This is a genomic window from Bacillus changyiensis (genome assembly GCF_027706145.1).
GTDB classification, from domain to species: domain Bacteria; phylum Bacillota; class Bacilli; order Bacillales; family Bacillaceae; genus Bacillus; species Bacillus changyiensis.
In genome coordinates this window covers 205,053-225,673 of sequence record NZ_JAQFWW010000005.1, presented here as the reverse complement: position 1 = coordinate 225,673, position 20,621 = coordinate 205,053, and the positions used below count along the sequence as shown (strand labels likewise).

The 20,621-nt window shown below is 38.5% G+C and carries 26 protein-coding genes; 15 read left to right on the top strand and 11 right to left on the bottom strand.

The genetic code is table 11. The features are described from left to right. Window positions 1-92 precede the first annotated feature (92 nt). The 6 genes from PDT38_RS15400 to menC all read left to right on the top strand — a co-directional run bounded on the left by PDT38_RS15400 (window position 93) and on the right by menC (window position 7,494). A complete protein-coding gene (locus tag PDT38_RS15400; protein WP_394356289.1) occupies window positions 93-1,508 on the top strand; it encodes an isochorismate synthase in 1,416 nt (471 codons plus the stop codon). After that, entirely contained in the window at window positions 1,505-3,244 is a 1,740-nt protein-coding gene (gene menD, locus PDT38_RS15395) for a 2-succinyl-5-enolpyruvyl-6-hydroxy-3-cyclohexene-1-carboxylic-acid synthase (RefSeq protein WP_270802849.1), read from the top strand. Before PDT38_RS15400 ends, menD begins: the two co-directional genes overlap by 4 nt. Next, on the top strand, window positions 3,232-4,053 hold the full coding sequence (menH, locus tag PDT38_RS15390; RefSeq protein WP_270802848.1) for a 2-succinyl-6-hydroxy-2,4-cyclohexadiene-1-carboxylate synthase: 822 nt from the start codon (window positions 3,232-3,234) through the stop codon (window positions 4,051-4,053). The genes menD and menH overlap by 13 nt, the downstream gene beginning before the upstream one ends. A gap of 12 nt (window positions 4,054-4,065) precedes the next feature. Then, on the top strand, window positions 4,066-4,884 hold the full coding sequence (gene menB, locus PDT38_RS15385) for a 1,4-dihydroxy-2-naphthoyl-CoA synthase (protein WP_270802847.1): 819 nt from the start codon (window positions 4,066-4,068) through the stop codon (window positions 4,882-4,884). Window positions 4,885-4,950: 66 nt separating this feature from the next. Then, window positions 4,951-6,372 carry an o-succinylbenzoate--CoA ligase gene (locus tag PDT38_RS15380; protein WP_270802846.1) on the top strand — a complete coding sequence of 474 codons (1,422 nt, stop codon included), beginning with the start codon at window positions 4,951-4,953 and terminating at the stop codon, window positions 6,370-6,372. Between the two features lie 12 nt (window positions 6,373-6,384). Next, window positions 6,385-7,494, top strand: a complete 1,110-nt coding sequence (gene menC / locus PDT38_RS15375) for an o-succinylbenzoate synthase (RefSeq protein ID WP_270802845.1) — start codon at window positions 6,385-6,387, stop codon at window positions 7,492-7,494. 160 nt (window positions 7,495-7,654) lie between these two features. Here the strand turns inward: menC and PDT38_RS15370 are convergent, their stop codons facing one another. Then, window positions 7,655-7,846: a hypothetical protein gene (locus tag PDT38_RS15370; protein ID WP_172297248.1), complete on the bottom strand. Its 192-nt coding sequence runs from the start codon at window positions 7,844-7,846 to the stop codon at window positions 7,655-7,657. Between the two features lie 28 nt (window positions 7,847-7,874). After that, on the bottom strand, window positions 7,875-8,045 hold the full coding sequence (locus PDT38_RS15365) for a DUF1540 domain-containing protein (RefSeq protein ID WP_270802844.1): 171 nt from the start codon (window positions 8,043-8,045) through the stop codon (window positions 7,875-7,877). 136 nt (window positions 8,046-8,181) lie between these two features. On the opposite strand from PDT38_RS15365, the gene PDT38_RS15360 reads away from it, so the two are divergent. Continuing rightward, window positions 8,182-8,427: a type B 50S ribosomal protein L31 gene (locus PDT38_RS15360; RefSeq protein ID WP_270802843.1), complete on the top strand. Its 246-nt coding sequence runs from the start codon at window positions 8,182-8,184 to the stop codon at window positions 8,425-8,427. A 69-nt stretch (window positions 8,428-8,496) separates the two neighbouring features. Here the strand turns inward: PDT38_RS15360 and PDT38_RS15355 are convergent, their stop codons facing one another. Beyond that, window positions 8,497-9,456: a metal ABC transporter solute-binding protein, Zn/Mn family gene (locus tag PDT38_RS15355; protein WP_270802842.1), complete on the bottom strand. Its 960-nt coding sequence runs from the start codon at window positions 9,454-9,456 to the stop codon at window positions 8,497-8,499. 176 nt (window positions 9,457-9,632) lie between these two features. On the opposite strand from PDT38_RS15355, the gene PDT38_RS15350 reads away from it, so the two are divergent. Then, window positions 9,633-10,190 (top strand): beta-class carbonic anhydrase, encoded by a 558-nt coding sequence (locus PDT38_RS15350; protein ID WP_270802841.1) that lies wholly within the window; start codon window positions 9,633-9,635, stop codon window positions 10,188-10,190. On the opposite strand, the gene yidD is transcribed toward PDT38_RS15350, so the two are convergent. Next, window positions 10,187-10,414 carry a membrane protein insertion efficiency factor YidD gene (yidD, locus tag PDT38_RS15345; RefSeq protein WP_270802840.1) on the bottom strand — a complete coding sequence of 76 codons (228 nt, stop codon included), beginning with the start codon at window positions 10,412-10,414 and terminating at the stop codon, window positions 10,187-10,189. The two genes, PDT38_RS15350 and yidD, sit on opposite strands and share 4 nt — an antisense overlap. Before the next feature lie 277 nt (window positions 10,415-10,691). Here yidD and PDT38_RS15340 point away from each other — a divergent pair, with 277 nt between their 5' ends. Together PDT38_RS15340 and PDT38_RS15335 are read left to right on the top strand one after the other, a co-directional pair. After that, a complete protein-coding gene (locus tag PDT38_RS15340; RefSeq protein ID WP_270802839.1) occupies window positions 10,692-11,165 on the top strand; it encodes an S-ribosylhomocysteine lyase in 474 nt (157 codons plus the stop codon). Window positions 11,166-11,292: 127 nt separating this feature from the next. Continuing rightward, entirely contained in the window at window positions 11,293-11,739 is a 447-nt protein-coding gene (locus PDT38_RS15335; protein WP_270802838.1) for a FixH family protein, read from the top strand. Here the strand turns inward: PDT38_RS15335 and ytzI are convergent. After that, entirely contained in the window at window positions 11,733-11,882 is a 150-nt protein-coding gene (gene ytzI / locus PDT38_RS15330; protein WP_270802836.1) for a YtzI protein, read from the bottom strand. The two genes, PDT38_RS15335 and ytzI, sit on opposite strands and share 7 nt — an antisense overlap. A 110-nt stretch (window positions 11,883-11,992) precedes the next feature. Between ytzI and PDT38_RS15325 the strand changes: the two genes are divergently transcribed. Both PDT38_RS15325 and PDT38_RS15320 read left to right on the top strand, forming a co-directional pair. Then, the gene (locus PDT38_RS15325) at window positions 11,993-12,430 is read left to right on the top strand and encodes a Dps family protein (RefSeq protein ID WP_270802835.1); all 438 of its coding nucleotides are present in this window, start codon (window positions 11,993-11,995) and stop codon (window positions 12,428-12,430) included. A gap of 98 nt (window positions 12,431-12,528) precedes the next feature. Then, window positions 12,529-12,852: a hydrolase gene (locus PDT38_RS15320; RefSeq protein WP_270802834.1), complete on the top strand. Its 324-nt coding sequence runs from the start codon at window positions 12,529-12,531 to the stop codon at window positions 12,850-12,852. A gap of 224 nt (window positions 12,853-13,076) precedes the next feature. On the opposite strand, the gene PDT38_RS15315 is transcribed toward PDT38_RS15320, so the two are convergent. Beyond that, entirely contained in the window at window positions 13,077-13,910 is an 834-nt protein-coding gene (locus PDT38_RS15315; RefSeq protein WP_270802833.1) for an AIM24 family protein, read from the bottom strand. 27 nt (window positions 13,911-13,937) lie between these two features. Then, on the bottom strand, window positions 13,938-14,846 hold the full coding sequence (locus tag PDT38_RS15310) for a TerD family protein (RefSeq protein ID WP_270802832.1): 909 nt from the start codon (window positions 14,844-14,846) through the stop codon (window positions 13,938-13,940). 250 nt (window positions 14,847-15,096) lie between these two features. Here PDT38_RS15310 and ytkD point away from each other — a divergent pair, with 250 nt between their 5' ends. Then, on the top strand, window positions 15,097-15,573 hold the full coding sequence (gene ytkD, locus PDT38_RS15305) for an RNA deprotection pyrophosphohydrolase (RefSeq protein WP_270802830.1): 477 nt from the start codon (window positions 15,097-15,099) through the stop codon (window positions 15,571-15,573). A gap of 31 nt (window positions 15,574-15,604) precedes the next feature. On the opposite strand, the gene PDT38_RS15300 is transcribed toward ytkD, so the two are convergent. The 3 genes from PDT38_RS15300 to PDT38_RS15290 are packed head-to-tail and all read right to left on the bottom strand — an operon-like array spanning window position 15,605 to window position 18,131. Further along, window positions 15,605-16,417, bottom strand: coding sequence for an ABC transporter permease (locus tag PDT38_RS15300; protein ID WP_394356288.1), 813 nt, complete (start codon window positions 16,415-16,417; stop codon window positions 15,605-15,607). Then, a complete protein-coding gene (locus PDT38_RS15295; RefSeq protein ID WP_270802828.1) occupies window positions 16,395-17,165 on the bottom strand; it encodes an ABC transporter ATP-binding protein in 771 nt (256 codons plus the stop codon). The genes PDT38_RS15300 and PDT38_RS15295 overlap by 23 nt, the downstream gene beginning before the upstream one ends. Window positions 17,166-17,177: 12 nt before the next feature. Beyond that, a complete protein-coding gene (locus PDT38_RS15290) occupies window positions 17,178-18,131 on the bottom strand; it encodes an ABC transporter substrate-binding protein (RefSeq protein ID WP_270802871.1) in 954 nt (317 codons plus the stop codon). 147 nt (window positions 18,132-18,278) lie between these two features. Here PDT38_RS15290 and PDT38_RS15285 point away from each other — a divergent pair, with 147 nt between their 5' ends. Then, entirely contained in the window at window positions 18,279-19,052 is a 774-nt protein-coding gene (locus PDT38_RS15285; protein WP_270802826.1) for an alpha/beta hydrolase family protein, read from the top strand. 53 nt (window positions 19,053-19,105) lie between these two features. Continuing rightward, window positions 19,106-19,348, top strand: coding sequence for a DUF2584 domain-containing protein (locus PDT38_RS15280; RefSeq protein WP_270802824.1), 243 nt, complete (start codon window positions 19,106-19,108; stop codon window positions 19,346-19,348). 47 nt (window positions 19,349-19,395) lie between these two features. On the opposite strand, the gene PDT38_RS15275 is transcribed toward PDT38_RS15280, so the two are convergent. Further along, the gene (locus PDT38_RS15275; protein WP_270802822.1) at window positions 19,396-20,568 is read right to left on the bottom strand and encodes a dicarboxylate/amino acid:cation symporter; all 1,173 of its coding nucleotides are present in this window, start codon (window positions 20,566-20,568) and stop codon (window positions 19,396-19,398) included. Window positions 20,569-20,621 lie beyond the last annotated feature (53 nt).

Genomic DNA, 20,621 nt, shown 5'->3' with positions numbered 1-20,621 from the left:
TGTATATAATGAAAAAGAAAAAAGTGTTGTTTTATTGACACATATCGTTCTCAGGTGTATTGTAATAAAAGCATTTTACGGACTTTGGAGGAATGATCAAGGTGGCAACATTGGGACTGACCTTACAAAACGAAACATCTAACGTATTAGATAAACTTAAAAAAGTCGATCATGCTGTTTTAATAAGCTATTCTAGCAAAATAGAGACAATCGATCCGCTTGCTTTTTTTGAAAGTGGAATGGACAAACGGTTTTTTTGGTCTGATCCAGATCAGCAATTGACACTTGTCGGTCTTGGACAGGAATTAACTGTTGTCACACACCAAAAGGATCGAGGACGTTATCAGGACATTCATGAAAAATGGGAGCATATAAAAGATAGATCATTTCATTTCCATGAGGATGGCAACGTAACTCAATCAGCAGTGGGTCCTTTACTATTTGGCGGTTTTTCTTTTGACCCATTGAAAAAAAAAGCAAAACATTGGCACGATTTTCAAGAAGGCGCTTTTTTTATTCCTTCTAAAATGTTGACTAAAACTTCAGATGCTACGTTTATCACAATGAATAAATGGGTGCACCCTTATGAAAATGTCCACCATGTTCTTGATCAATTAATCAACGCCGTTAAAAAGTTGAGAACGTTCCCTATTCATGACGAACGGGCAGAACATCAACAATATGACAAAAAAACTGAGCTTTATGTAGATGAATGGCTTGAAGCTATTCGTCATGCTACAACAGACATTCAAAAAGGTAAGTATGATAAAGTCGTACTCGCTAGAGAAATTCTTTTGACATTTCGGGAACCTATTCAGCTGTATCGAGTGATCAGTCAATTATTATGCGACCAAACGTCAAGCTATATATTTGCCATTAAGGAGAATGGCAAATGTTTTGTTGGAGCATCACCTGAACGGCTGATTAAAAAGGTTGCTGACAAGGTTTTATCCACTTGTCTTGCAGGCTCGATTAAAAGAGGTCAAACTGAGCAGGAAGATCAAATGCTCGGTCTTGAGTTATTACACGATAAAAAGAATGCAATGGAGCATGAGTTTGTTGTAGACATGATTCATCAAGCATTTTCAAGATATTGCGATGATGTTGAAAAACCAGCAGCACCTGAGTTATACAAGACAAAAAGTGTACAACACCTCTATACCCCAATCATTGGTCAAATGAGCAAAAAATATTCTTTATTTGATTTCATTGAGAAATTGCATCCAACACCTGCTCTTGGAGGAGATCCTCAGAAAACAGCACTTGAGGTAATTAGAAGTATTGAACCGATGTCAAGGGGATGGTATGCAGGTCCGATAGGTTGGCTCGATTCGAGAGATCATGGAGAATTTGCAGTTGCGATACGATCGGGTTTGATTGATTCTCATCAGGCTAGACTGTTTGCCGGCTGTGGAATTGTGAGAGATTCCGATCCGTTACAGGAGTACGAGGAAACCCAAATGAAACTAAAGCCAATGTTGTCCGCTCTTGGAGGCGATCCTAGTTGACAGAAAATCCGATTACTAAATATATAGGGAATTTTATCGATGAATTAACACTAGCTGGGGTTAGAGAAGCAGTAATTTGTCCGGGATCAAGATCGACGCCTCTTGCACTTCTGGCAGCGGCACATCCTGATTTAAACGTTCACGTGCACGTTGATGAAAGATCAGCCGGTTTTTTTGCATTGGGTATGGCAAAAGCGGAGCGAAAACCTGTTGCTTTGATCTGTACATCTGGAACCGCAGCAGCTAATTTTTACCCGGCCGTGATTGAGGCTCATTATTCAAGAATACCGCTTATCATCTTAACGGCTGATCGGCCGCATGAACTTCGGGGAGTGGGAGCACCTCAGGCGATTGATCAGCAGTTCTTATTCGGAAACTTTGTTAACTATTTCACAGACTTAGCATTGCCTGATGCACATCCAGAAATGCTCACCTATATCCGGGCTGTAGCAGACCGTGCTGTTGGAGAATCATTAAAAGAACCCCATGGACCTGTTCATATTAATGTTCCATTAAGGGAGCCACTAATGCCAAATCTTGATGATCAGCCGTTTGAAAGAATGAGAAATCGATCTCATATATCTGTGACTGGCAGTCATGCAACCATTCATGCAAAAGATCTTAACACTTTGAGCACACTGATTGAAGAAACAGAAAAAGGTGTTATTGTTTGCGGCGAGCTCCAGAATGAAGCAGCTAAATACGAGATCATCTCACTTTCAAAAGCATTGGGGTATCCTATTTTAGCTGATCCACTCTCAAATTTACGAAATGGAAGTCATGCTCAAGAGACCATTATTGATGCGTATGATTCTTTATTAAAAGATGAAGACTTAACAAGCTTTTTAATGCCAAAGCTTGTCATCCGTTTTGGGGCGATGCCTGTTTCAAAGCCGTTGTATCAGCTTTTAAAGCAACATTCAAATATCGTCCAGATGATCGTAGATCCTAGTGGAGGCTTTCGAGATCCCACTCAACAGAGCTCATATATGTTACATTGTACAGAGAGGGAATTCGTTAAAGTTATGATCCGTTCAGTTGCGCAAAACAGATCATGTGACTGGTTGGAAAAATGGCAGTATGTTAACAGCCGTTTTCGTCATCATTTGCGAAATCTTGAAGTCGAGGATCTTACATTTGAAGGAAATCTGTATCGCCATTTGCAATATTTTATTCCTGAAAACAGTTCACTTTTTGTTGGTAATAGCATGCCGATTCGCGATGTAGATACATTTTTTGAGAATCAGGAGCGCTCATTCCGAGTGTTTGCTAATCGAGGTGCAAATGGGATTGATGGTGTAGTCTCGACAGCGCTCGGCGTATATGCAGCAACGAAAGAGCCTGTTACACTTGTGATTGGTGATTTATCTTTTTATCATGATTTAAACGGTTTATTAGTTTGTAAGACGCTTGATATTCCACTGACAGTCATCCTTGTGAATAATGATGGAGGCGGAATTTTTTCATTTCTTCCTCAAACAACTGAACAAACATATTTTGAGCAATTATTTGGTACACCGACCGGACTTGAATTTAAGCATGCTGCAGAATTGTATGGGGGGCGTTATCAATGTCCAGAGTCGATCGCTCATTTTACTGATGCTTATTTATCTTCTATTCACCGAAACGGACTTGATATTATTGAAGTGAAAACAAAGCGACATGACCGTGTCCAGCATCAGCTTCAATTAATGGAGACAGTTCTTTATGAAATCAGAAAAGAGTGGACATTTTGAAACTGACATTAAAAGACGGTATTAGCTATGAAATAGAAGATAATGGGTGGTCAACAAAACAAACAGTGGTTTTTTTACACGGGTTTACAGGCAGTGCGAAAACATGGGATGGAATAGAACGGTATTTCCCAGGAATTCGTTGTGTAAAACTGGATTTACTCGGCCATGGGAGAACCGATTCGCCAAGTGAAAAAAAACGCTACAGTACAGAAAAGCAATGTGCTGATTTATTGGAAATTTTCGATCAGCTTGAATTGGGAAATGTTCATCTAGTCGGGTATTCGATGGGTGGTAGACTTGCTTTGTCATTTGCGATGATTCATCCTGAGCGAATAGCTCGTTTAATTTTGGAAAGCAGTTCTCCGGGGTTGCAAACAGAAGCAGAAAGGCAAGACCGAAGAGCACACGATCGGCGACTTGGGGAACAAATACTCCGCAAGGGGATGGAGTGGTTTGTTGACTATTGGGAAGGAATCCCTTTGTTTTCTTCCCAGCATAAACTGGAAACTGCCAAAAAAGAAAAAATTCGCAATGAACGTCTCAATCAGCTGCCTCTTGGTCTTGCAAACAGCTTGTCCGCAATGGGAACCGGTGCACAACCTTCTTGGTGGGAGAAGCTTGCTTTTATCGATTACCCAGTTCTCTTAATTGCCGGGAGTCTTGACAATAAATTTGTAGCGATCAATCAAAACATGAAGCAATATATTCCTGGAAGCCGTCTTGTGATCGCCGAGCAAACAGGTCATGCGGTTCATGTGGAAGAGCCTGATTTTTTTGGTAGAATAATAAGTGACTTTATTTTAAAGTAGGAGGTTATATTGATGACGGTAGAATGGAAAAGTGAACGTCAATATGAAGATATTTTATATGAGACATATCATGGCATTGCAAAAATTACGATTAATCGGCCTGAAGTACATAACGCATTTCGACCGAAGACAGTTTCAGAGCTGATTGATGCATTTGCATATGCAAGGGATGACGCAAATATCGGTGTTATCATCCTTGCCGGTGCAGGGGATAAAGCGTTTTGTTCAGGTGGAGATCAAAAAGTACGAGGTCATGGAGGATATGTGGGAGAAGATCAAATCCCGCGTCTAAACGTGCTCGACTTACAGCGTTTAATTCGTGTGATTCCAAAACCTGTTGTTGCCATGGTTTCTGGCTATGCAATTGGTGGTGGACATGTACTGCATATCGTTTGCGACTTGACTATTGCTGCAGACAATGCAATTTTTGGACAAACAGGACCGAAAGTGGGTAGTTTTGATGCCGGTTATGGATCAGGCTATTTAGCGCGAATTGTAGGCCATAAAAAAGCGCGTGAAATCTGGTACTTATGCCGTCAATATAATGCTCAAGAGGCAAAGGAAATGGGCCTTGTCAACACGGTTGTTCCGCTTGAAAAACTTGAAGAAGAAACCATTCAATGGTGTGAAGAAATGTTAGAAAAGAGCCCGACAGCACTTAGGTTTTTGAAAGCTGCTTTTAATGCTGATACAGATGGACTCGCAGGTATTCAACAATTTGCCGGAGATGCGACATTGCTATACTACACAACAGATGAAGCGAAAGAGGGGCGCGATGCCTTTAAAGAAAAACGCCGCCCAGACTTTGGACAGTTCCCTCGTTTTCCTTAATATAAAAAACAGCTTGGTATGAACTGAGCTGTTTTCTTTTTAAATCAGTTTTGGAGATGATTAAAGATGCTAATGGAGCAGCCGAATTGGCTTAAACAGCGGGCAGAATTGACACCTGACAGGCTGGCTGTTATTCAAGGAAACAAACGGCTTACCTTTTTAAAGCTGTTTACAGAGGCAGAAAAAATGGCCGCCCAGCTGAAACATTTGGCTATTGAAAAAGGCGATACAATTGCTATTCTGATGACAAACCGACTCGAAATGGTGATTTGCATCCACGCTTGTTTTTTCCTTGGTGCTCGTGTCGTTCTTTTAAATACAAGACTGTCAAAATCGGAAAGACTCTATCAAATCGAACATTCAGAAGCTAAGCTTATGATAACTGAAGAACCTTTTGCTGAGCAACATATGAATGCCATGACAGTAGAAGAACTTCAAAAAATTTTGCCTGAGCCGTTTTTTCAACCAGTCGACATTCATTTGGATGATACAGCTACAATCATGTATACATCTGGTACAACTGGACGGCCTAAAGGGGTGATGCAAACCTTTTCTAATCACTACTTTAGTGCAGTTTCTTCTGCTTTAAATCTTGGTCTTATGGAGGATGATCGCTGGCTAGTGACTTTACCTCTCTTTCATATCAGTGGCTTGTCCGCTTTATTTAAGTCTGTCATTTATGGAATGACGATTGTTTTACATAAAAAATTTGAAGTAAAGGATGTTCTGCGCTCAATTCAAGCTGACCAAGTAACGATGATTTCGGTTGTTCAGACAACACTTGCGCGTCTAACAGTAGAGCTTTCCAACTGTCCTGAGCCGTTAAGATGCTTGTTGTTAGGTGGGGGACCGGCTCCATTTGCCCTACTCGAAGAATGCAGAAAAAAACAATTACCAATTGTTCAGACTTATGGCATGACAGAAACTTGTTCGCAAATTGCAACACTTACACCACAGTACAGTATGACAAAACTCGGTTCAGCCGGAAAACCGCTGTTTGCTTCAAACATTCGGATCGAACGAAATGGGGTGTCATGCAACACTGGTGAACATGGTGAAATTATTGTAAAAGGGCCGACAGTGATGAAAGGATATTTGAAAAATGAAACAGTTACTCGTGAATCATTAAAAGATGGCTGGTTTAAAACTGGTGATCTCGGCTACCTTGACAATGACGGATTTTTATATGTATTAGATAGACGTTCAGATTTAATCATCTCAGGTGGTGAAAATATTTATCCCGCTGAGGTAGAAGCGGTTCTTCAAACCCATCCTTTTGTTATGGAAGCTGGAATAAAAGGAGTAGATGATAACATATGGGGAAAGGTTCCACATGCATTTCTGGTAATCAGTGAAGCGGTTGACGAGGAAGAACTCATTCAATTTTGTAAAGATAGACTTGCTGCTTATAAAGTTCCAAAAGCTTTTCAGATTGTTGAAAAGTTACCGCGTAATGCTGCAAACAAATTGATGAGACACAAATTGTAGAAGGAGAAGGATATGATTCAAATCAAAAGATTGACATTGTACCATTTGTGCATGCATTTAAAAAAACCCTTCAAGTCTAGTTTAGAAACGTTGCAGGAACGCAAATTTCTTATTATAGAGGTAGAAGATCAGCACGGTGTGATAGGCTGGGGGGAAGTTTCTGCTTTTTCCTCTCCATGGTACACGGAAGAAACAACTGAGACATGCTATCATATGTTGAAAGATTTTTTTATTCCGATTGTGCTTTCTGAGAGCTTTTCTCATCCTTCTCAAGTTCCAGAGCGATTGCATAGATTTAAAGGAAACAGAATGGCAAAGGCCGGGGTTGAAGCCGCTTTTTGGGATCTGTATGCTAAAAAACATGGTCAATCTTTAACAGAGGTACTAGGAGGAGTGAAATCAAAAATACCCGCTGGTGTTGTCGTTGGACTTGGACCAATAGAGGATATGCTTCAGGAAATTGATCAATATGTAAAAGAAGGTTATCAAAGAATAAAACTTAAAATTAAGCCTGGACAAGATATTGGTTTATTAAAAGAAATTAGAAAGCATTTTCCACATGTACCATTAATGGCAGATGCAAACTCCTCATACCAGCTGAAAGATCTTAAACGTATAAAAGAATTGGATCAATTTCATTTAATCATGATCGAACAACCATTGGCAGATGAAGACATTGTTGATCACCGTCACTTACAAAAGTATATCAAAACTTCAATTTGTCTTGATGAAAGTATACGGTCGGTCGATGATGCTAGAAAAGCGATTGAGTTAGGTAGTTGCCAAATCATTAATATTAAACCTTCACGTGTTGGAGGTTTAACGGAAGCGCTAAAAATTCATGATCTTTGCAAAAAGCACCATCTGCCTGTCTGGTGTGGCGGAATGTTGGAAACAGGTATTTCTAGGGCGCATAATATTGCGCTTAGCTCACTCCCGCAATTTTTGATACCAGGGGATATCTCCGCATCTTCGAGGTACTGGGAAGAGGATATTGTTCAACCTGAAATTCAGATTCAAGGTGGGTATATTAAGGTACCAGAAAATCCAGGAATGGGATTTTCAGTGAATCAACATGTATTAAGAAAAAACTCTGTTAAAATCGATGTATTTAAACGTTAAAAAGCATTTTTGTTAAGCGATTTTCTATTTCTTAAGGTTTGTTTGTTTTGTGGTATTCTTTTATATTTAATGTGTATTATATTCCCCTTCTCGTTTGGACCGGCAATAAATGCCGGTTTTTTTACTCTTAAGGGCATCCAACTTATGGACACCCTTGATCCTATTCCTCTAACAGCATGTCTTCGCAAACGGCTTGTCCGATCAGTTGATCAGCTTGTTCATTAAAACCGTCCAGACAACCGTATTCATAATCCCATAAGTTTGCGAAGGAGCGGGCGGCCTTTTGAAAAGAGATCTCATCAGCTCCCTGGATTTCTTGAAAAAAAGCCTTCATCAAGGACTCATGCTTCATCAGCCTGTTCCTCCTTCAATACTTCTGATTAATGATGCTCTGGTTTAAATGTTTTACAATCCGTTTCCTCACTTGTAGAAGCTTTTTCACCTGCATGGCTCACTACATAAATGGCATCAGCTGTACATTTGTTTCCTTGGCCCCAATACGTACAGTTATTAACTTCACAAAGTACTTTTTGTTCCTCTTTATGTTCCATTATGATCCCCCTTCAATTTTTTGTACGGTATTAGCGTATCCGTCCTTTGTTTTGTTTATTCTTCTATCTTTTGACATGATGAATTAAAAGGTTTATAATAAAACGTAATAATTACGTTTTGGAAGGAGAATTGTCAATGAAACCAAATATTCACCCAAAAACTTACAAGGTTATGTTTCACGATGTAAACAGTGGTTACCGATTTTTGAGCAGTTCAACAAGAACTTCTAATGAAACAGCAGAGTGGGAAGATGGTAAAACATATCCGGTGATTAAAGTTGAAGTAAGCTCTGACACTCATCCATTTTACACAGGTAGACAAAAGTTCAATGAAAGAGGGGGAAGGGTCGAACAGTTTAAGAAAAGATTTAATCTCGATTAAAGGCCGATATTCGGTCTTTTTTTGATAAAAAACACGCACATCAAGATCTTGATGTGCGTGTGTCAGTCATTATTTATTTGATAAAGCTTTTTTAAGGACAGCTAAGTTTTCTTTCATGATGCTAGTATAGTCTTTGCCGTCTTTAAGATCTTCTTCTGAGACGGATTCAAGATTTTTCATTGTTAGGCTTTCAGCGCCGATTTCTTTTTTAATGATGTCGGAAATTTTACTGCTAACATTACTTTCAAATATCACATATTTTATGTTGTGTTCTTTAGCTGTTTTCACGATATTTTCCAAATCCTTCTGAGAAGGCTCTTCAGTTGGTGAAAGACCAAGCACACTCATCTGCTCAATTCCATAACGTTTTTCCCAGTATCCGTATGCAGCGTGAGAAACGAGAATCTCTTTTTTACCCGCGTGTGCAACTGTTTTTTTAAATTCTTGATCAAGCTTTTCCAATTCAGATTTGAGAGATTCATAGTTTTTTGTAAATATTTTTTTATGTTCTGGTTGTAATTTTACGAGCTCATTTTTAATATTTTCCGCTAACTTTTGGGCGAGTACAGGGTCAAGCCAGACATGTGGATCGTGATCACCATGGTCGTGATCACCATGCTCATGTTCCTCGTCATGACCATGCTCTTCTCCATGTTCAAGAAGATCAATTCCTTCTCCAGATTTCACAATGTCGACATCACTATTTTTTAACATATTGACTGCTTTATCAGCGAACCCTTCTACACCGACCCCAGAATAGATAAAGGCATCTGAATCTGATATCTCCGCAATCGTTTTTGAGCTTGGCTCATAAGTATGTGCTTCAACATTAGGAGGATAAACACTTTTAACGTTTACATATTCCCCACCGATTTTCTTTGTGAAATTTTCAAGTGGATAGATCGTTGTATAAATATCTAACTTTCCATCTTTTTTATTTTGATCTGCTGAGGTTCCTGTACTTGAACACCCTGCTGTTAAACCAATTGCAAGGAGGATTGCAGATGCTAATCCGATTGTTTTTTTCATTTTGTTTCTCCTCTCAACATAAAATCGAATTGTTCCGATTTAAAATTATTCCTGTTACATTGTATCGTAATAATTACGATTTGAAAAGAGAAAAATATTTTTATAGTCTAGTTAATGAAAAAAAATAAGTTATATGGTATGCTTAACTGCAAAATTCGTTTAGAAAGGAACAAGTCATGAATCTTTTGGATAATATTTTACAATTTAATCAGCAGTTCGTTGAACGTGAGGATTATAAAAAATATCAGACAAGTAAATTCCCTGATAAAAAAATGGTCATCCTCTCCTGCATGGATACAAGGCTTGTTGAATTGTTACCACATGCGATGAATATGCGAAATGGTGATGTGAAAATTGTCAAAAGCGCAGGAGCACTTGTTTCACATCCTTTTGGAAGTATTATGAGAAGCATTCTTGTTGCTGTTTATGAGTTGAATGCTGATGAAATATGCGTGATCGGGCATCATGATTGTGGTATGAGCAAACTGAAAAGTGAAAGTTTTCTTGACAAAGCAGTAAAACGGGGAATTTCTAAAGAGCGAATACAAACTCTCGAATATTCAGGAGTTGACTTTAAGCAGTGGTTGAAAAGCTTTGATTCTGTAGAGGATAGTGTCAAAGACAGTGTGCAAGTCATTAAAAACCATCCGCTTTTACCACAAGATGTTCCCGTACACGGACTTGTGATTGATCCAGGGACAGGAAAACTTGATGTTGTCATTAACGGCTATTAATGCTTATGTTTTTTTTCCGGTACGGGATCAATACCACCGGGATGAAATGGATGGCATTTTAGTATCCGCTTAACTGTCAGCCAGCCTCCTTTAAGCGCTCCGTGTTTTTGGATTGCTTCAAGTCCGTAATTGGAGCAGGTGGGATAAAAGCGGCAAGATGGAGGCAAAATAGGCGAGATCCATTTTTGGTATGTTCGGATGATCAGAAGGAACAGAGTTTTCATGATTGTTCAACACCTTTTTTAAATGATTGTGGATAGATTAGAGGAAGAAGAACATATGGTAGAGTCTATAAATCCACACGCAAAAGAATACCACAAAATATTTAAATTTAAAATAAATAAGTATATACACCCTCCTGAAGAAACAGGTCGTTTCTCATTTGAAACTGAGTTTTCTAAGTAAGTGATAAACTGTCCATAACTCAGCTCATACCATTATCATACATTGAAATCTATATGCTATAATACAAAAAGATGAATGAGAGGGGAGAGATAATACATGCCATCAGTTGAAAGCTTTGAGCTTGACCATCATGCTGTTAAGGCACCTTATGTCAGACATTGTGGAGTTCACAAAGTCGGAACAGATGGGGTTGTCAACAAGTTTGATATTCGGTTTTGTCAGCCAAATAAACAGGCGATGAAACCTGATACGATTCATACACTTGAGCATTTGCTCGCTTTTACGATTCGGACACATGCTGAAAAATACGATCACTTTGATATTATTGATATTTCACCAATGGGATGTCAAACAGGATATTACCTTGTCGTAAGTGGCGAGCCGAAAGCTGAGGAGATTGTCGATTTGCTTGAAGATACATTTAAAGAGGCTGTTGAAGTGAACGAAATTCCAGCTGCAAATGAGAAGCAATGTGGTCAGGCAAAACTTCATGACTTAGAAGGCGCAAAGCGAATGATTCGTTTTTGGCTAACACAAAATAAAGAAGATTTATTAAAAGTATTTGGATAAATCTTTAGACCGATCCGACTCTAATAAAAGGAGTCGGTTTTTTATTTGTTCACAAAGAAAATAATGCCATTTCTCTGCTGTTTTGTTAAACTTTACTTGTAATATATCAATGAAAAAGGGTGATAGGATGCGTTGGGGAAAATGGATTGTTCTATTGTTTTTGATGATTAGTCTGACTGCATGTGGTCAAACAGAAAAGACGGCATCATCTGATCAAAAGCCAAAAATGCTAACTGCAAAGCTTGAAGTACCAAAGCATGTGGCGAAAAAAGAGAAGGCTCATATCAAAGCTTCTGTTTTATATGGGGACGAGCCGGTGACAGATGCAGATGAAGTAGAATTTGAATGTTGGAAGTCGGGAAGCAAAGATGAAAGCCAGCTCCAAAAAGCAAAGCATGAAGGAAAAGGGGTTTACAGTATTGAAAAGGCTTTTTCAAAGGATGGCCTTTATAAAATTCAAGTTCATGTTACAGCCAAAAAACAGCACACCATGCCAGTAACTGAAATAAAAGTCGGGAAAGTTGATCAAAAGCCAGAAAAAGAGGATCAAAAAGAAGAAGCTCATCATCATTGATGAGACTGTTCTTTCTTCATATGACGTCTTTTAGGAAGTGGATCGATTTGATGTTTGTAGCTGTATGCTTTAGATGTTGTAACTAGTGATATCATCAAAACAGCACCGAAAATCAATATGGCTAAAACAATCCAAAAGATCATAAAAAGCCTCCATTCTCCATGTTGTTTTACTATAGCTTATCATAAAAGAGATGTTTCCCGTACAAACTAAATGGGTATATCAATAGTAAACTAAGAGGAGGTCGATCTTAATGTCTGAAAAATTAAAAACAACGGTAAACAAGCAAGTTGCAAACTGGACAGTTCTTTATGTGAAGCTACATAATTACCATTGGTATGTAAAGGGGAAAGATTTTTTTACACTACATGAAAAATTTGAAGAGTTTTATAATGAAGCAGCTGTTTATATCGATGATTTAGCTGAACGGCTGTTGGCGATGCAAGGCTCTCCAGTAGCCACGATGAAGGAATGTCTTGAAGTATCCACAATTAAAGAAGCAGATGGAAGCGAAACTGCAGAACAGATGGTGCAAAATATTTATAATGACTTTTCTACTGTTGCTGAAGAGCTCAAAACAGGAATTGAGTTAGCCGAAGAGGTAAATGATGAAACAACAGGCGACATGTTTCTTGCCATACATCAAGTGATCGAAAAGCATAACTGGATGTTAAAAGCATATTTAGGTTAGTTGCAGAAAAGCCGGGGAACACCCGGCTTTATTTATTTTTTGTAACTCGTAATATTTGATTCCAACTGGCTATACTAACATGAAAAGGGGGCATGGCTTTGAACAAGAAGACATATTATGTTTCTGTACAAGATGGGATGATTTCACAGTATTCCAACGTATCACCTTGGGAATTTGAAATTGCGGCAACAGATGAAGAAATTTCTGTTTTGCGAGAGTACTTTGACCAACTGTACTCAGAGGATTGGATTAATTTTTTCCGCGCACATGTTCCGATTGTTGAGTATCATAACGATAGTTCCAATGATAAAATGGATGAACTGCGCAAAAACATTTATTCAATGCTTTACCAACTCGGAAATGGACAAACAAAATCCTTTATCAGTGAGAATGGGCTACATGAAATGAATTCGGCAGATTAAAACATGTACAGGGGAAGACGACTATGTCTATTTTAAAGGATGAAAGTAGGGAATGTGTCATGACACAAAAAAAGCGATCAGAAAGTCAGCTACACTCACTGACTTTCTGATCAGCCATAAATTAAACTTATTTTGTTAAAAGAAATAGTAGACCACCTATCATACAAATGATCATAAAGAACATTCTCGAGTCCATAAAAGATGTTTCTTTTTTCATGGACCGATTATCGTCTATTTAAAAAATTGTTGACCATATCTCCCAGTCCGCCACCACTCTGTTCTTGATGAGAATGGGGTTGTTGATAATGATTTTGATGTGTTGGCTGATTCGTAATCCCTTGGCGAGTATTCTGCCAAGCGCTGTTTTGCGTTTCTGCTTGATAGCGATTGTCATCAAGTCCGACCCTAAGTCCTGCTTGTCTCTCAAACGGTTGAACAACAACGATTTGTCCAGGTTCCTTAAATTCAAACATATAAGATTCTCCAGAGGTCTGTCCAATAATCGTTTTCCAGTTTACATCTAATTTTACTTTCGGTGAAGGTCCTGTCCAAGAGACAATTGCATCAGGATCCACCCGACAAGGACCTTCAAGTATTAACGGATTACCGGCTGTTTTAATGGCAACTTGTGCCCCTGGTCCATTATACGTAAGCTTTGAAGTGAACAAGCCTTTTTGCGATAATACACCGACACCAACAGGTGTAACCCCATAATGACAAGTCTCAGTAAACGCTAATAAATCTTCACTTTCAACACAAACACTTTGCCAAGGACCGTTAGGTTCTAAGTTGATAACTGTGACATGTTCACTTTGATCAGCTAAATAGCAAACACCTTGACCGGTTACTTCCATCATTTCAAGATTTTCGCCAGTGAATTTTCGGCTTATATGGTTGAAAACCTGTTTGACAACATTTCCTTGGTTTGTACCAAGCAATCGCTTGCTATATTTAAATTGCCCTTGATCAGCAATCATTGCTCCTTTTTTAGCAAAAAAATGGCCGCTTCCTTCTGCTTTTAGTGTTAATTCTTGTACTGTATCTAAATAAAAACCCAAAGAAGATCTCTCCCTTAATATAGAATGTTAAAGTGATAAACCAAAACGATTGCAAATTCCGCTCAGATCAAGGCTACTTCCTTCTCCGAGAGCATTAAATTTCCATTCTCCATTGTGGCGATAAAGTTCAGCAAAAATAATCGAGATACTTGATGAATAATCGTCTGTCAAATTAAATTTGCAAATTTCTGTGTTGTTTTGCCGGTTCATCACTCTTATGTAGGCATTGGCAACTTGTCCGAAATTTTGGCGTTTGATATTGGCATCATGGATGGTGACAGTAATTGCAATTCGCTGAATATCAGGAGAAATTTTTCTTAATTGAACAGTGATGCTTTCATCATCACCTTCTCCTTGACCACTAGTGTTGTCCCCAGAATGTTGGACAGCTCCATCTGGACTTAGCGGGTTATTATAAAAAATAAAATGATGTGGTGATTGGACTCTTCCAGTCTGATCCAGTAAAAACAGCTCGGCATCCAAATCATAGCTTACTCCATCAAACCTTAGATCCCAACCCAACCCGATCTGAATTTGATCCAATGAAGGGTTTCCTTTTGTTAAATCAAATTTTTGCCCTTTGACTAGGGTGATACTGTTGGCAAATGACTGATTTCCTTGTGGTGACATCGCCTGTCCATACTGTTGACTTTGATTCATTATTTGCTGACTTTGTGCTGGTTGCTGCCAAGTTTGTTGACTTTGATTCGGTATTTGCTGATTTTGTGTTGGTTGCTGCCAAGTTTGTTGACTTTGATTCGGTATTTGCTGATTTTGTGTTGGTTGCTGCCAAGTTTGTTGGCTTTGATTCATTATTTGCTGATTTTGTGCTGGCTGTTGATTTTGGTTTGAATGTTGTTGTGGTTGGTTGGGATTTGGATGGCTACCGCCAAGCTGAATCCCACTTTTAGATCTTGATGAAGATTGAATTCCCACCTTGATTCCTCCTTTTCATTTCGATCATCATATATCATATAAAACTTGAATATTAAAAAACAATCGAACGATATAATTGCATCTATAATTACGGGTTTCTATGAACTAAGGTTTCATTTATTTCGACTACCTCCGACAATTTTCTTATAAAAGTTAATTCATTATAGTAAATAGATAAAACCACTAGCGAAAAAACGGATATGTGATATGATGAGTGGAAGAAGAAAGGAAACGGATAAGAGGGATTATCATGTATGTATTTAAAGATTTCTATCGCAATACAGTTCAGCTTTCTTTTGAAAAGCATCCTTTTTCATTGACTCCAAAACATGTATGGGTGGTTTGCAGATATCAAAATCAGTGGCTTTTAACAAATCATCAAGATAGAGGATATGAATTTCCAGGTGGTAAAGTAGAGCCTTTAGAAAACCCAGAAGAGGCGGCATCGCGGGAGGTTAAAGAAGAAACGGGGGCTTCGATTAAAAAGCTGACATATGTTGGGCAATATAAAGTTCTTGGAAGAGAAAAAGTAATTGTAAAGAATATATATTTTGCTGAAATTGCAAAAATTGAAGAGCAAGACACATATTATGAAACGAAAGGCCCTATTTTACTTAAGCGTCTACCTAAAGATATTGCAAAAAATAGACAGTACAGTTTTATTATGAAGGATTCAGTTCTTAAAATGACCATTGAGAAACTTAAACAAGATGGTTTAATCGAATGAAAGGCCCGGTGTTAAACCTGAGCCTTTTTTATCAATTCATTCTTCCTTTCATCCATCTTCTTTCTAAACATTCGATACCCTTATACATCATGGCCGCGAAGATAGCAATGATGAGAAGACTTAACATGACAAGGGTAAATTGAAAGACTTGAAATCCGTAAATGATCATATAACCTAACCCCTGAGCTGATACTAAAAATTCTCCTACAATCACACCAACCCAGCTCAATCCAACATTGACTTTCAGTGTGGAAATGATGGCAGGAATTGAAGCTGGAAAAATGACTTCTTTAAATATTTCGCTTTTTTTAGCTCCAAATGTTTTCATGACTTTGATATAGTTCCCGTCAATTTCTTCAAATGATGTATAGATAACGATAGTGGTAATAATCACACTAATGATAGCACCCATGGCAATAATACTTGTGAGACTAGGACCAATAGCAACGATGAGGATAGGTCCAAGTGCTACTTTAGGCATCGCATTTAAAATGACAAGATAGGGATCTAACACTTTGGACATTCTTGGAAACCACCATAAAAAAGCGGCTAAAGATGTTCCAAGTAAAGTTCCGATCAGAAATCCGAGAATCGTTTCAAATACTGTTACCCCGATATGCCCTAGTAATGAGCCGTCCCCGATTTTTTCAAGAAAAAGCGTCCAAACAGCTGAAGGAGAACTAAAAATGAGTGGGTCAATCCAATTTAGTCGGCTCGCGATTTCCCATAATGTGAAAAATAAAATAAAGATGGCTATTTGATAAAAACGAATCTGTCTTTGTTCATATCGATGCTTTTTTAAAAATTGTTCGTGATGAGAGTCACTCTGTTTGATGATGTTCAAGATGATTTAGCTCCTTCCATATGTTCTGAAAAAGGGTCTGAAATTCGGGGTGTTGCCTTGCTTTAAAAGGTGTTAGAGATTGTAATGTCTTTGGAACGATAAAGGTTTTATAGATTGTTCCCGGCTGTTTTGAAAACAGGAAAATTCGACTGCTCATCGCAATCGCTTCCTCAATATCGTGAGTGACAAGGATGGCTGTTTTTTGAAAGCTATTTAATGTGTTAAAAACCAAGTCTTCAAGGTTAAGTTTTGTCTGGTAGTCAAGAGCTGAAAAAGGTTCATCAAGTAGCAATATATCTGGGTCAACGGCTAGTGTGCGAGCTAATGCGGCTCTTTGTCTCATACCGCCGGACAGTTCATGGGGGTATTTGTTTTCAATTTGTTGTAATCCAAGCTTCGCCAATAAATCAAAAGCTGCTTGTTTTGTTTTGTTGTTGAGTTGTTTAGTGATCCGTAGACCAAGTAGAAGATTTTCCTCGATTGTTTTCCAAGGAAATAAATAATCCTGTTGTAGCATATAACCAATTTGCCGATCTTTTTGGCTATTTTCAATAAGGACATGGCCTTCTGTGGGCGAAATAATGCCAGCTATAATTGACAATAATGTTGTTTTTCCACATCCGCTAGGACCAATCAAGGAGACAAACTCTCCTTTTTTGACATCGAATTGAACATTGGTGAGCGCTGTTGTTTTTTCTTGCAAAGTAAAGTAAGTATGGGTGATATTCTGTACTTTTAAAAAAGACAATCCGGCCACCTCCTAGTGTTTTTTTGTGACCTTTTCGGCAATTTTTGAATGGACCATTTCTTTGTAAGGTGTGTATTTCGGAAGCTCACCGGCTTCATCTACAATGGTTTGAAGCAGTTTCCATTCTTTCTCATCCAAGATCGGGTTTTCCGCAAATGTTTTTTGCTGTTTATACCGGTTAATTGAGGATTCAATGATGGAAAGGTCTGTATCTTGAAAATGTTGTCGTATACTTGTGGCAGCATCTTTTGCAGAATGTGACAAGACCCACCGCTGTGCTTTGTAAATGGCACGGGTGAACTTTTCTACCTTATCTGTGTTTTTCTCTAGATAGCTTTTTTTTGCCATAAATGTGGTATAAGGAATTTTTCCTGATTCTTTACCGAAAGAGGCAACAATATGACCAATTCCTTCCTTTTCAAAAATAGAAGCTTGTGGTTCAAAGAGCTGAACGAAATCGCCTGTTCCAGAAGCAAAACTATTTGGAATGTTTGCAAAATCAATTGACTGAATCAAGTCGATATCTTTTTGTGGATCAATTCCTTGCTTTTTCAAGACAAACTCACCAGCCATTTGGGGCATGCCTCCTTTACGTTGACCGAGAAAGGTTTTGCCTTGCAATGCTTTCCAGCTGAAATGGTCAATTTTTTCTCTAGACACTAGAAATGTGCCGTCCGTCTGCGTAAGCTGGGCGAAATTGATAACCGGATCACTTGCCCCTTGGGCATCTACATAAATGGATGTTTCTGAACCGATTAACGCGATATCAGTACTGTTTGATAGGAGAGTTGTCATTGTTTTATCTCCACCCCAAGTTGTTTTCAGTTCAACATCCAGTCCTTCTTCTTTAAAAAAACCTTCAGATATAGCGACATATAAGGGAGTGAAAAAAAGGGAACGGGTCACTTCAGCAAGATGAATCTTTTCAGTTTTTTGTTCGCTACAGGAAGTGAGGATAAATAGCATAAAGGTGAAGGATAATATAGTAAAAAAGAAACGCTTCAAACCGATCTCACTCCTTTCATTTCGGTTGCTTTCGGCATAAAATAGTTTATGTTAATGACAAAACAGGTGTGAGGGATAGCTGCGGAGTGAAAGAGGTGTGTTTGAATCATGTGGATCGAAAAACGAAGATTTCCATCACCAAGCAAACAAGTTCACTTGTTTATAGTTACATACCTTTCACAAGGGTTAAAAGTTAAAGGTTTGTTGGCTGAACCGGCTGCTGCTGGTCATTATGACGGTTTTTTATATTTGCGAGGTGGAATCAAGAACATTGGGATGGTCAGACCTGGACGGATTGTTCAATTTGCTTTACAAGGTTTTGTCGTCCTTGCGCCCTTTTATAGAGGTAATCAAGGTGGAGAAGGAAATGAAGATTTTGCGGGGGATGACAGGGAAGACGCATACGCGGCTTTTCATCTATTAAAAAAGCATAGATTGGTGAAAGATCAGCGAGTTCATATTTTTGGTTTCTCACGTGGTGGAATCATGGGGATTTTAACAGCGATAAAAATGAAATCGGCTGTGACATCATTTGTATCGTGGGGAGGTGTGAGTGATATGGTCATGGTTTATCGAGAACGTAAAGATTTACGGCGGATGATGAAACGGGTGATCGGAGGCTCACCGGAAAAAGTTCCTGAAGAGTATCAGAGAAGGACTCCATTTGCCAAACTCGACAACATTGAAACTCCAATTTTACTAATTCATGGCGTGCAGGATGAAAATGTTTCGATCACTCATGCCAATCATTTAGAACATGAATTAGTCGAGCGAAACAAGTTGGTTGAGACCTGGTATTTTCAGCAGTTCACTCATTACTTTCCTCCGCAAGAAAACAGGCGGGTTGTTAGAAAACTTTCACAATGGATGAAAAACAGATAGCGGACAAGTTATGATAAACTAAAGAGAATAGAGATAAAGGATGGGGATATTAGGTGGGAATGCCAGTTGAATTTAATACAATGATTGTTACAAAAGGAAAAGAAACGCGGATTGAAGAAAACATATTTATCTTAAAAAAAGAGGGCTACCGTGTTTATCCTCTTCATGTACCAATAGAAGTAAGAAAAACAAAGGAAGGAGATGTAACCGGAACAGCGTATGCTGAGCGGCTTGAATGGTCAGATGGTTACACTTTTTTAACATATCGACTTGTTTCCTTAAATTCGACGAATTAAACAAAAAGCCAAGGTGTCTTATATGACATCTTGGCTTTTTGTTGTCTTTATGCGGGTAAATCTTTTTCTTTTCCTGCAGTTAGTCTGTGCACTAACATGGTGAGTGCACCATCACCGGTAACGTTTGTAGCTGTACCTAAACTGTCTTGTGCAAGATAAAGGGCAATCATTAAGGAAACGCTTGTCTCATTAAAGCCAAGCATGGACTGTAAAAGGCCTAGGGCAGCCATAACTGCTCCTCCTGGGGCACCAGGGGCGGCAACCATTGTGATTCCCAGCATTAAAATAAATGGCATCATTGTTGTAAAAGTCGGTGTCTGACCGTTTAAAATCATGACTCCCATTGCACAGCTTGTCAGTGTAATCGTACTGCCTGACAAATGAATGTTGGCAAGTAGTGGGATGGCAAAATCAGCAACTTTTTGGCTAGCTCCTGTTTTTCGTACTTGTCTGAGTGTAACAGGAATGGTTGCTGCTGATGACTGTGTACCAAGTGCAGTAAAATAGGCAGGTGCCACGATTTTTAATAATGCGAACGGATTTCTCTTATTGGCAAGACCTGCAACAGTATATTGAAGCAAGAGGATCACAATATGCAGTACAATAATCATGACAAATACTTTTGCAAATACGGATAAAATCGTTTGAACTTGACCGCCATAGGTCATATTGGCAAAAATACCGAAAATATGAATAGGCAGTAATGGAATAATAATATAAGAGATCAGTTTTTCAACGATCGTTTGAAATTCATCAAATGCATTTTTTAATGTTTTTCCTGGTAGATATGCGATCCCAATTCCCATGATAAAGGAGAAGATCAGCGCGCTCATGACATCCATAAAAGGGTTCATTTCAATTGAAAAGAAGCCTTTTTGCAAAACTTCTTCCGGATTTTTAAAATCGAGCAGTTGATGTCCGGCAATAATGGAAGGAAGTAGGTTTGTTCCCACAAGATATGCCAAAAGCCCGGCAATAATTGTTGATAAATAAGCAATACCTGCGGTAATACCGAGAATTTTCCCTGCTCCGCGACCGATCTGTCCGATACCAGGAACAATAAATGCAATAATAATAAAAGGAATGACAAATTTAATGAAGTTCCCAAAAATGCCGTTAAAAGTAGCGGCGGTTTTAACAAGCCAAAGCGGAGCAAAACTTCCAATGATAACACCGAGAACAATTGCAGTGATAATCCTAGGTAATAAACCAAATTTCATTGATGCGTCCTCCTGAAATAAACAAATGTTTTTTAAATGATACCATAAGAAAG

Excerpts from the sequence above, each read along its gene's own strand:
- PDT38_RS15400 (WP_394356289.1), top strand. The coding sequence starts at position 93 with ATGATCAAGGTGGCAACATTGGGACTGACCTTACAAAACGAAACATCT.
- menB (WP_270802847.1), top strand. The coding sequence starts at position 4,066 with ATGACGGTAGAATGGAAAAGTGAACGTCAATATGAAGATATTTTATAT.
- PDT38_RS15380 (WP_270802846.1), top strand. The coding sequence starts at position 4,951 with ATGCTAATGGAGCAGCCGAATTGGCTTAAACAGCGGGCAGAATTGACA.
- menC (WP_270802845.1), top strand. The coding sequence starts at position 6,385 with ATGATTCAAATCAAAAGATTGACATTGTACCATTTGTGCATGCATTTA.
- PDT38_RS15370 (WP_172297248.1), bottom strand. The coding sequence starts at position 7,846 with ATGAAGCATGAGTCCTTGATGAAGGCTTTTTTTCAAGAAATCCAGGGA.
- PDT38_RS15365 (WP_270802844.1), bottom strand. The coding sequence starts at position 8,045 with ATGGAACATAAAGAGGAACAAAAAGTACTTTGTGAAGTTAATAACTGT.
- PDT38_RS15360 (WP_270802843.1), top strand. The coding sequence starts at position 8,182 with ATGAAACCAAATATTCACCCAAAAACTTACAAGGTTATGTTTCACGAT.
- PDT38_RS15355 (WP_270802842.1), bottom strand. The coding sequence starts at position 9,456 with ATGAAAAAAACAATCGGATTAGCATCTGCAATCCTCCTTGCAATTGGT.
- PDT38_RS15350 (WP_270802841.1), top strand. The coding sequence starts at position 9,633 with ATGAATCTTTTGGATAATATTTTACAATTTAATCAGCAGTTCGTTGAA.
- yidD (WP_270802840.1), bottom strand. The coding sequence starts at position 10,414 with ATGAAAACTCTGTTCCTTCTGATCATCCGAACATACCAAAAATGGATC.
- PDT38_RS15340 (WP_270802839.1), top strand. The coding sequence starts at position 10,692 with ATGCCATCAGTTGAAAGCTTTGAGCTTGACCATCATGCTGTTAAGGCA.
- PDT38_RS15335 (WP_270802838.1), top strand. The coding sequence starts at position 11,293 with ATGCGTTGGGGAAAATGGATTGTTCTATTGTTTTTGATGATTAGTCTG.
- ytzI (WP_270802836.1), bottom strand. The coding sequence starts at position 11,882 with ATGATCTTTTGGATTGTTTTAGCCATATTGATTTTCGGTGCTGTTTTG.
- PDT38_RS15325 (WP_270802835.1), top strand. The coding sequence starts at position 11,993 with ATGTCTGAAAAATTAAAAACAACGGTAAACAAGCAAGTTGCAAACTGG.
- ytkD (WP_270802830.1), top strand. The coding sequence starts at position 15,097 with ATGTATGTATTTAAAGATTTCTATCGCAATACAGTTCAGCTTTCTTTT.
- PDT38_RS15290 (WP_270802871.1), bottom strand. The coding sequence starts at position 18,131 with ATGCTATTTATCCTCACTTCCTGTAGCGAACAAAAAACTGAAAAGATT.
- PDT38_RS15285 (WP_270802826.1), top strand. The coding sequence starts at position 18,279 with ATGTGGATCGAAAAACGAAGATTTCCATCACCAAGCAAACAAGTTCAC.
- PDT38_RS15275 (WP_270802822.1), bottom strand. The coding sequence starts at position 20,568 with ATGAAATTTGGTTTATTACCTAGGATTATCACTGCAATTGTTCTCGGT.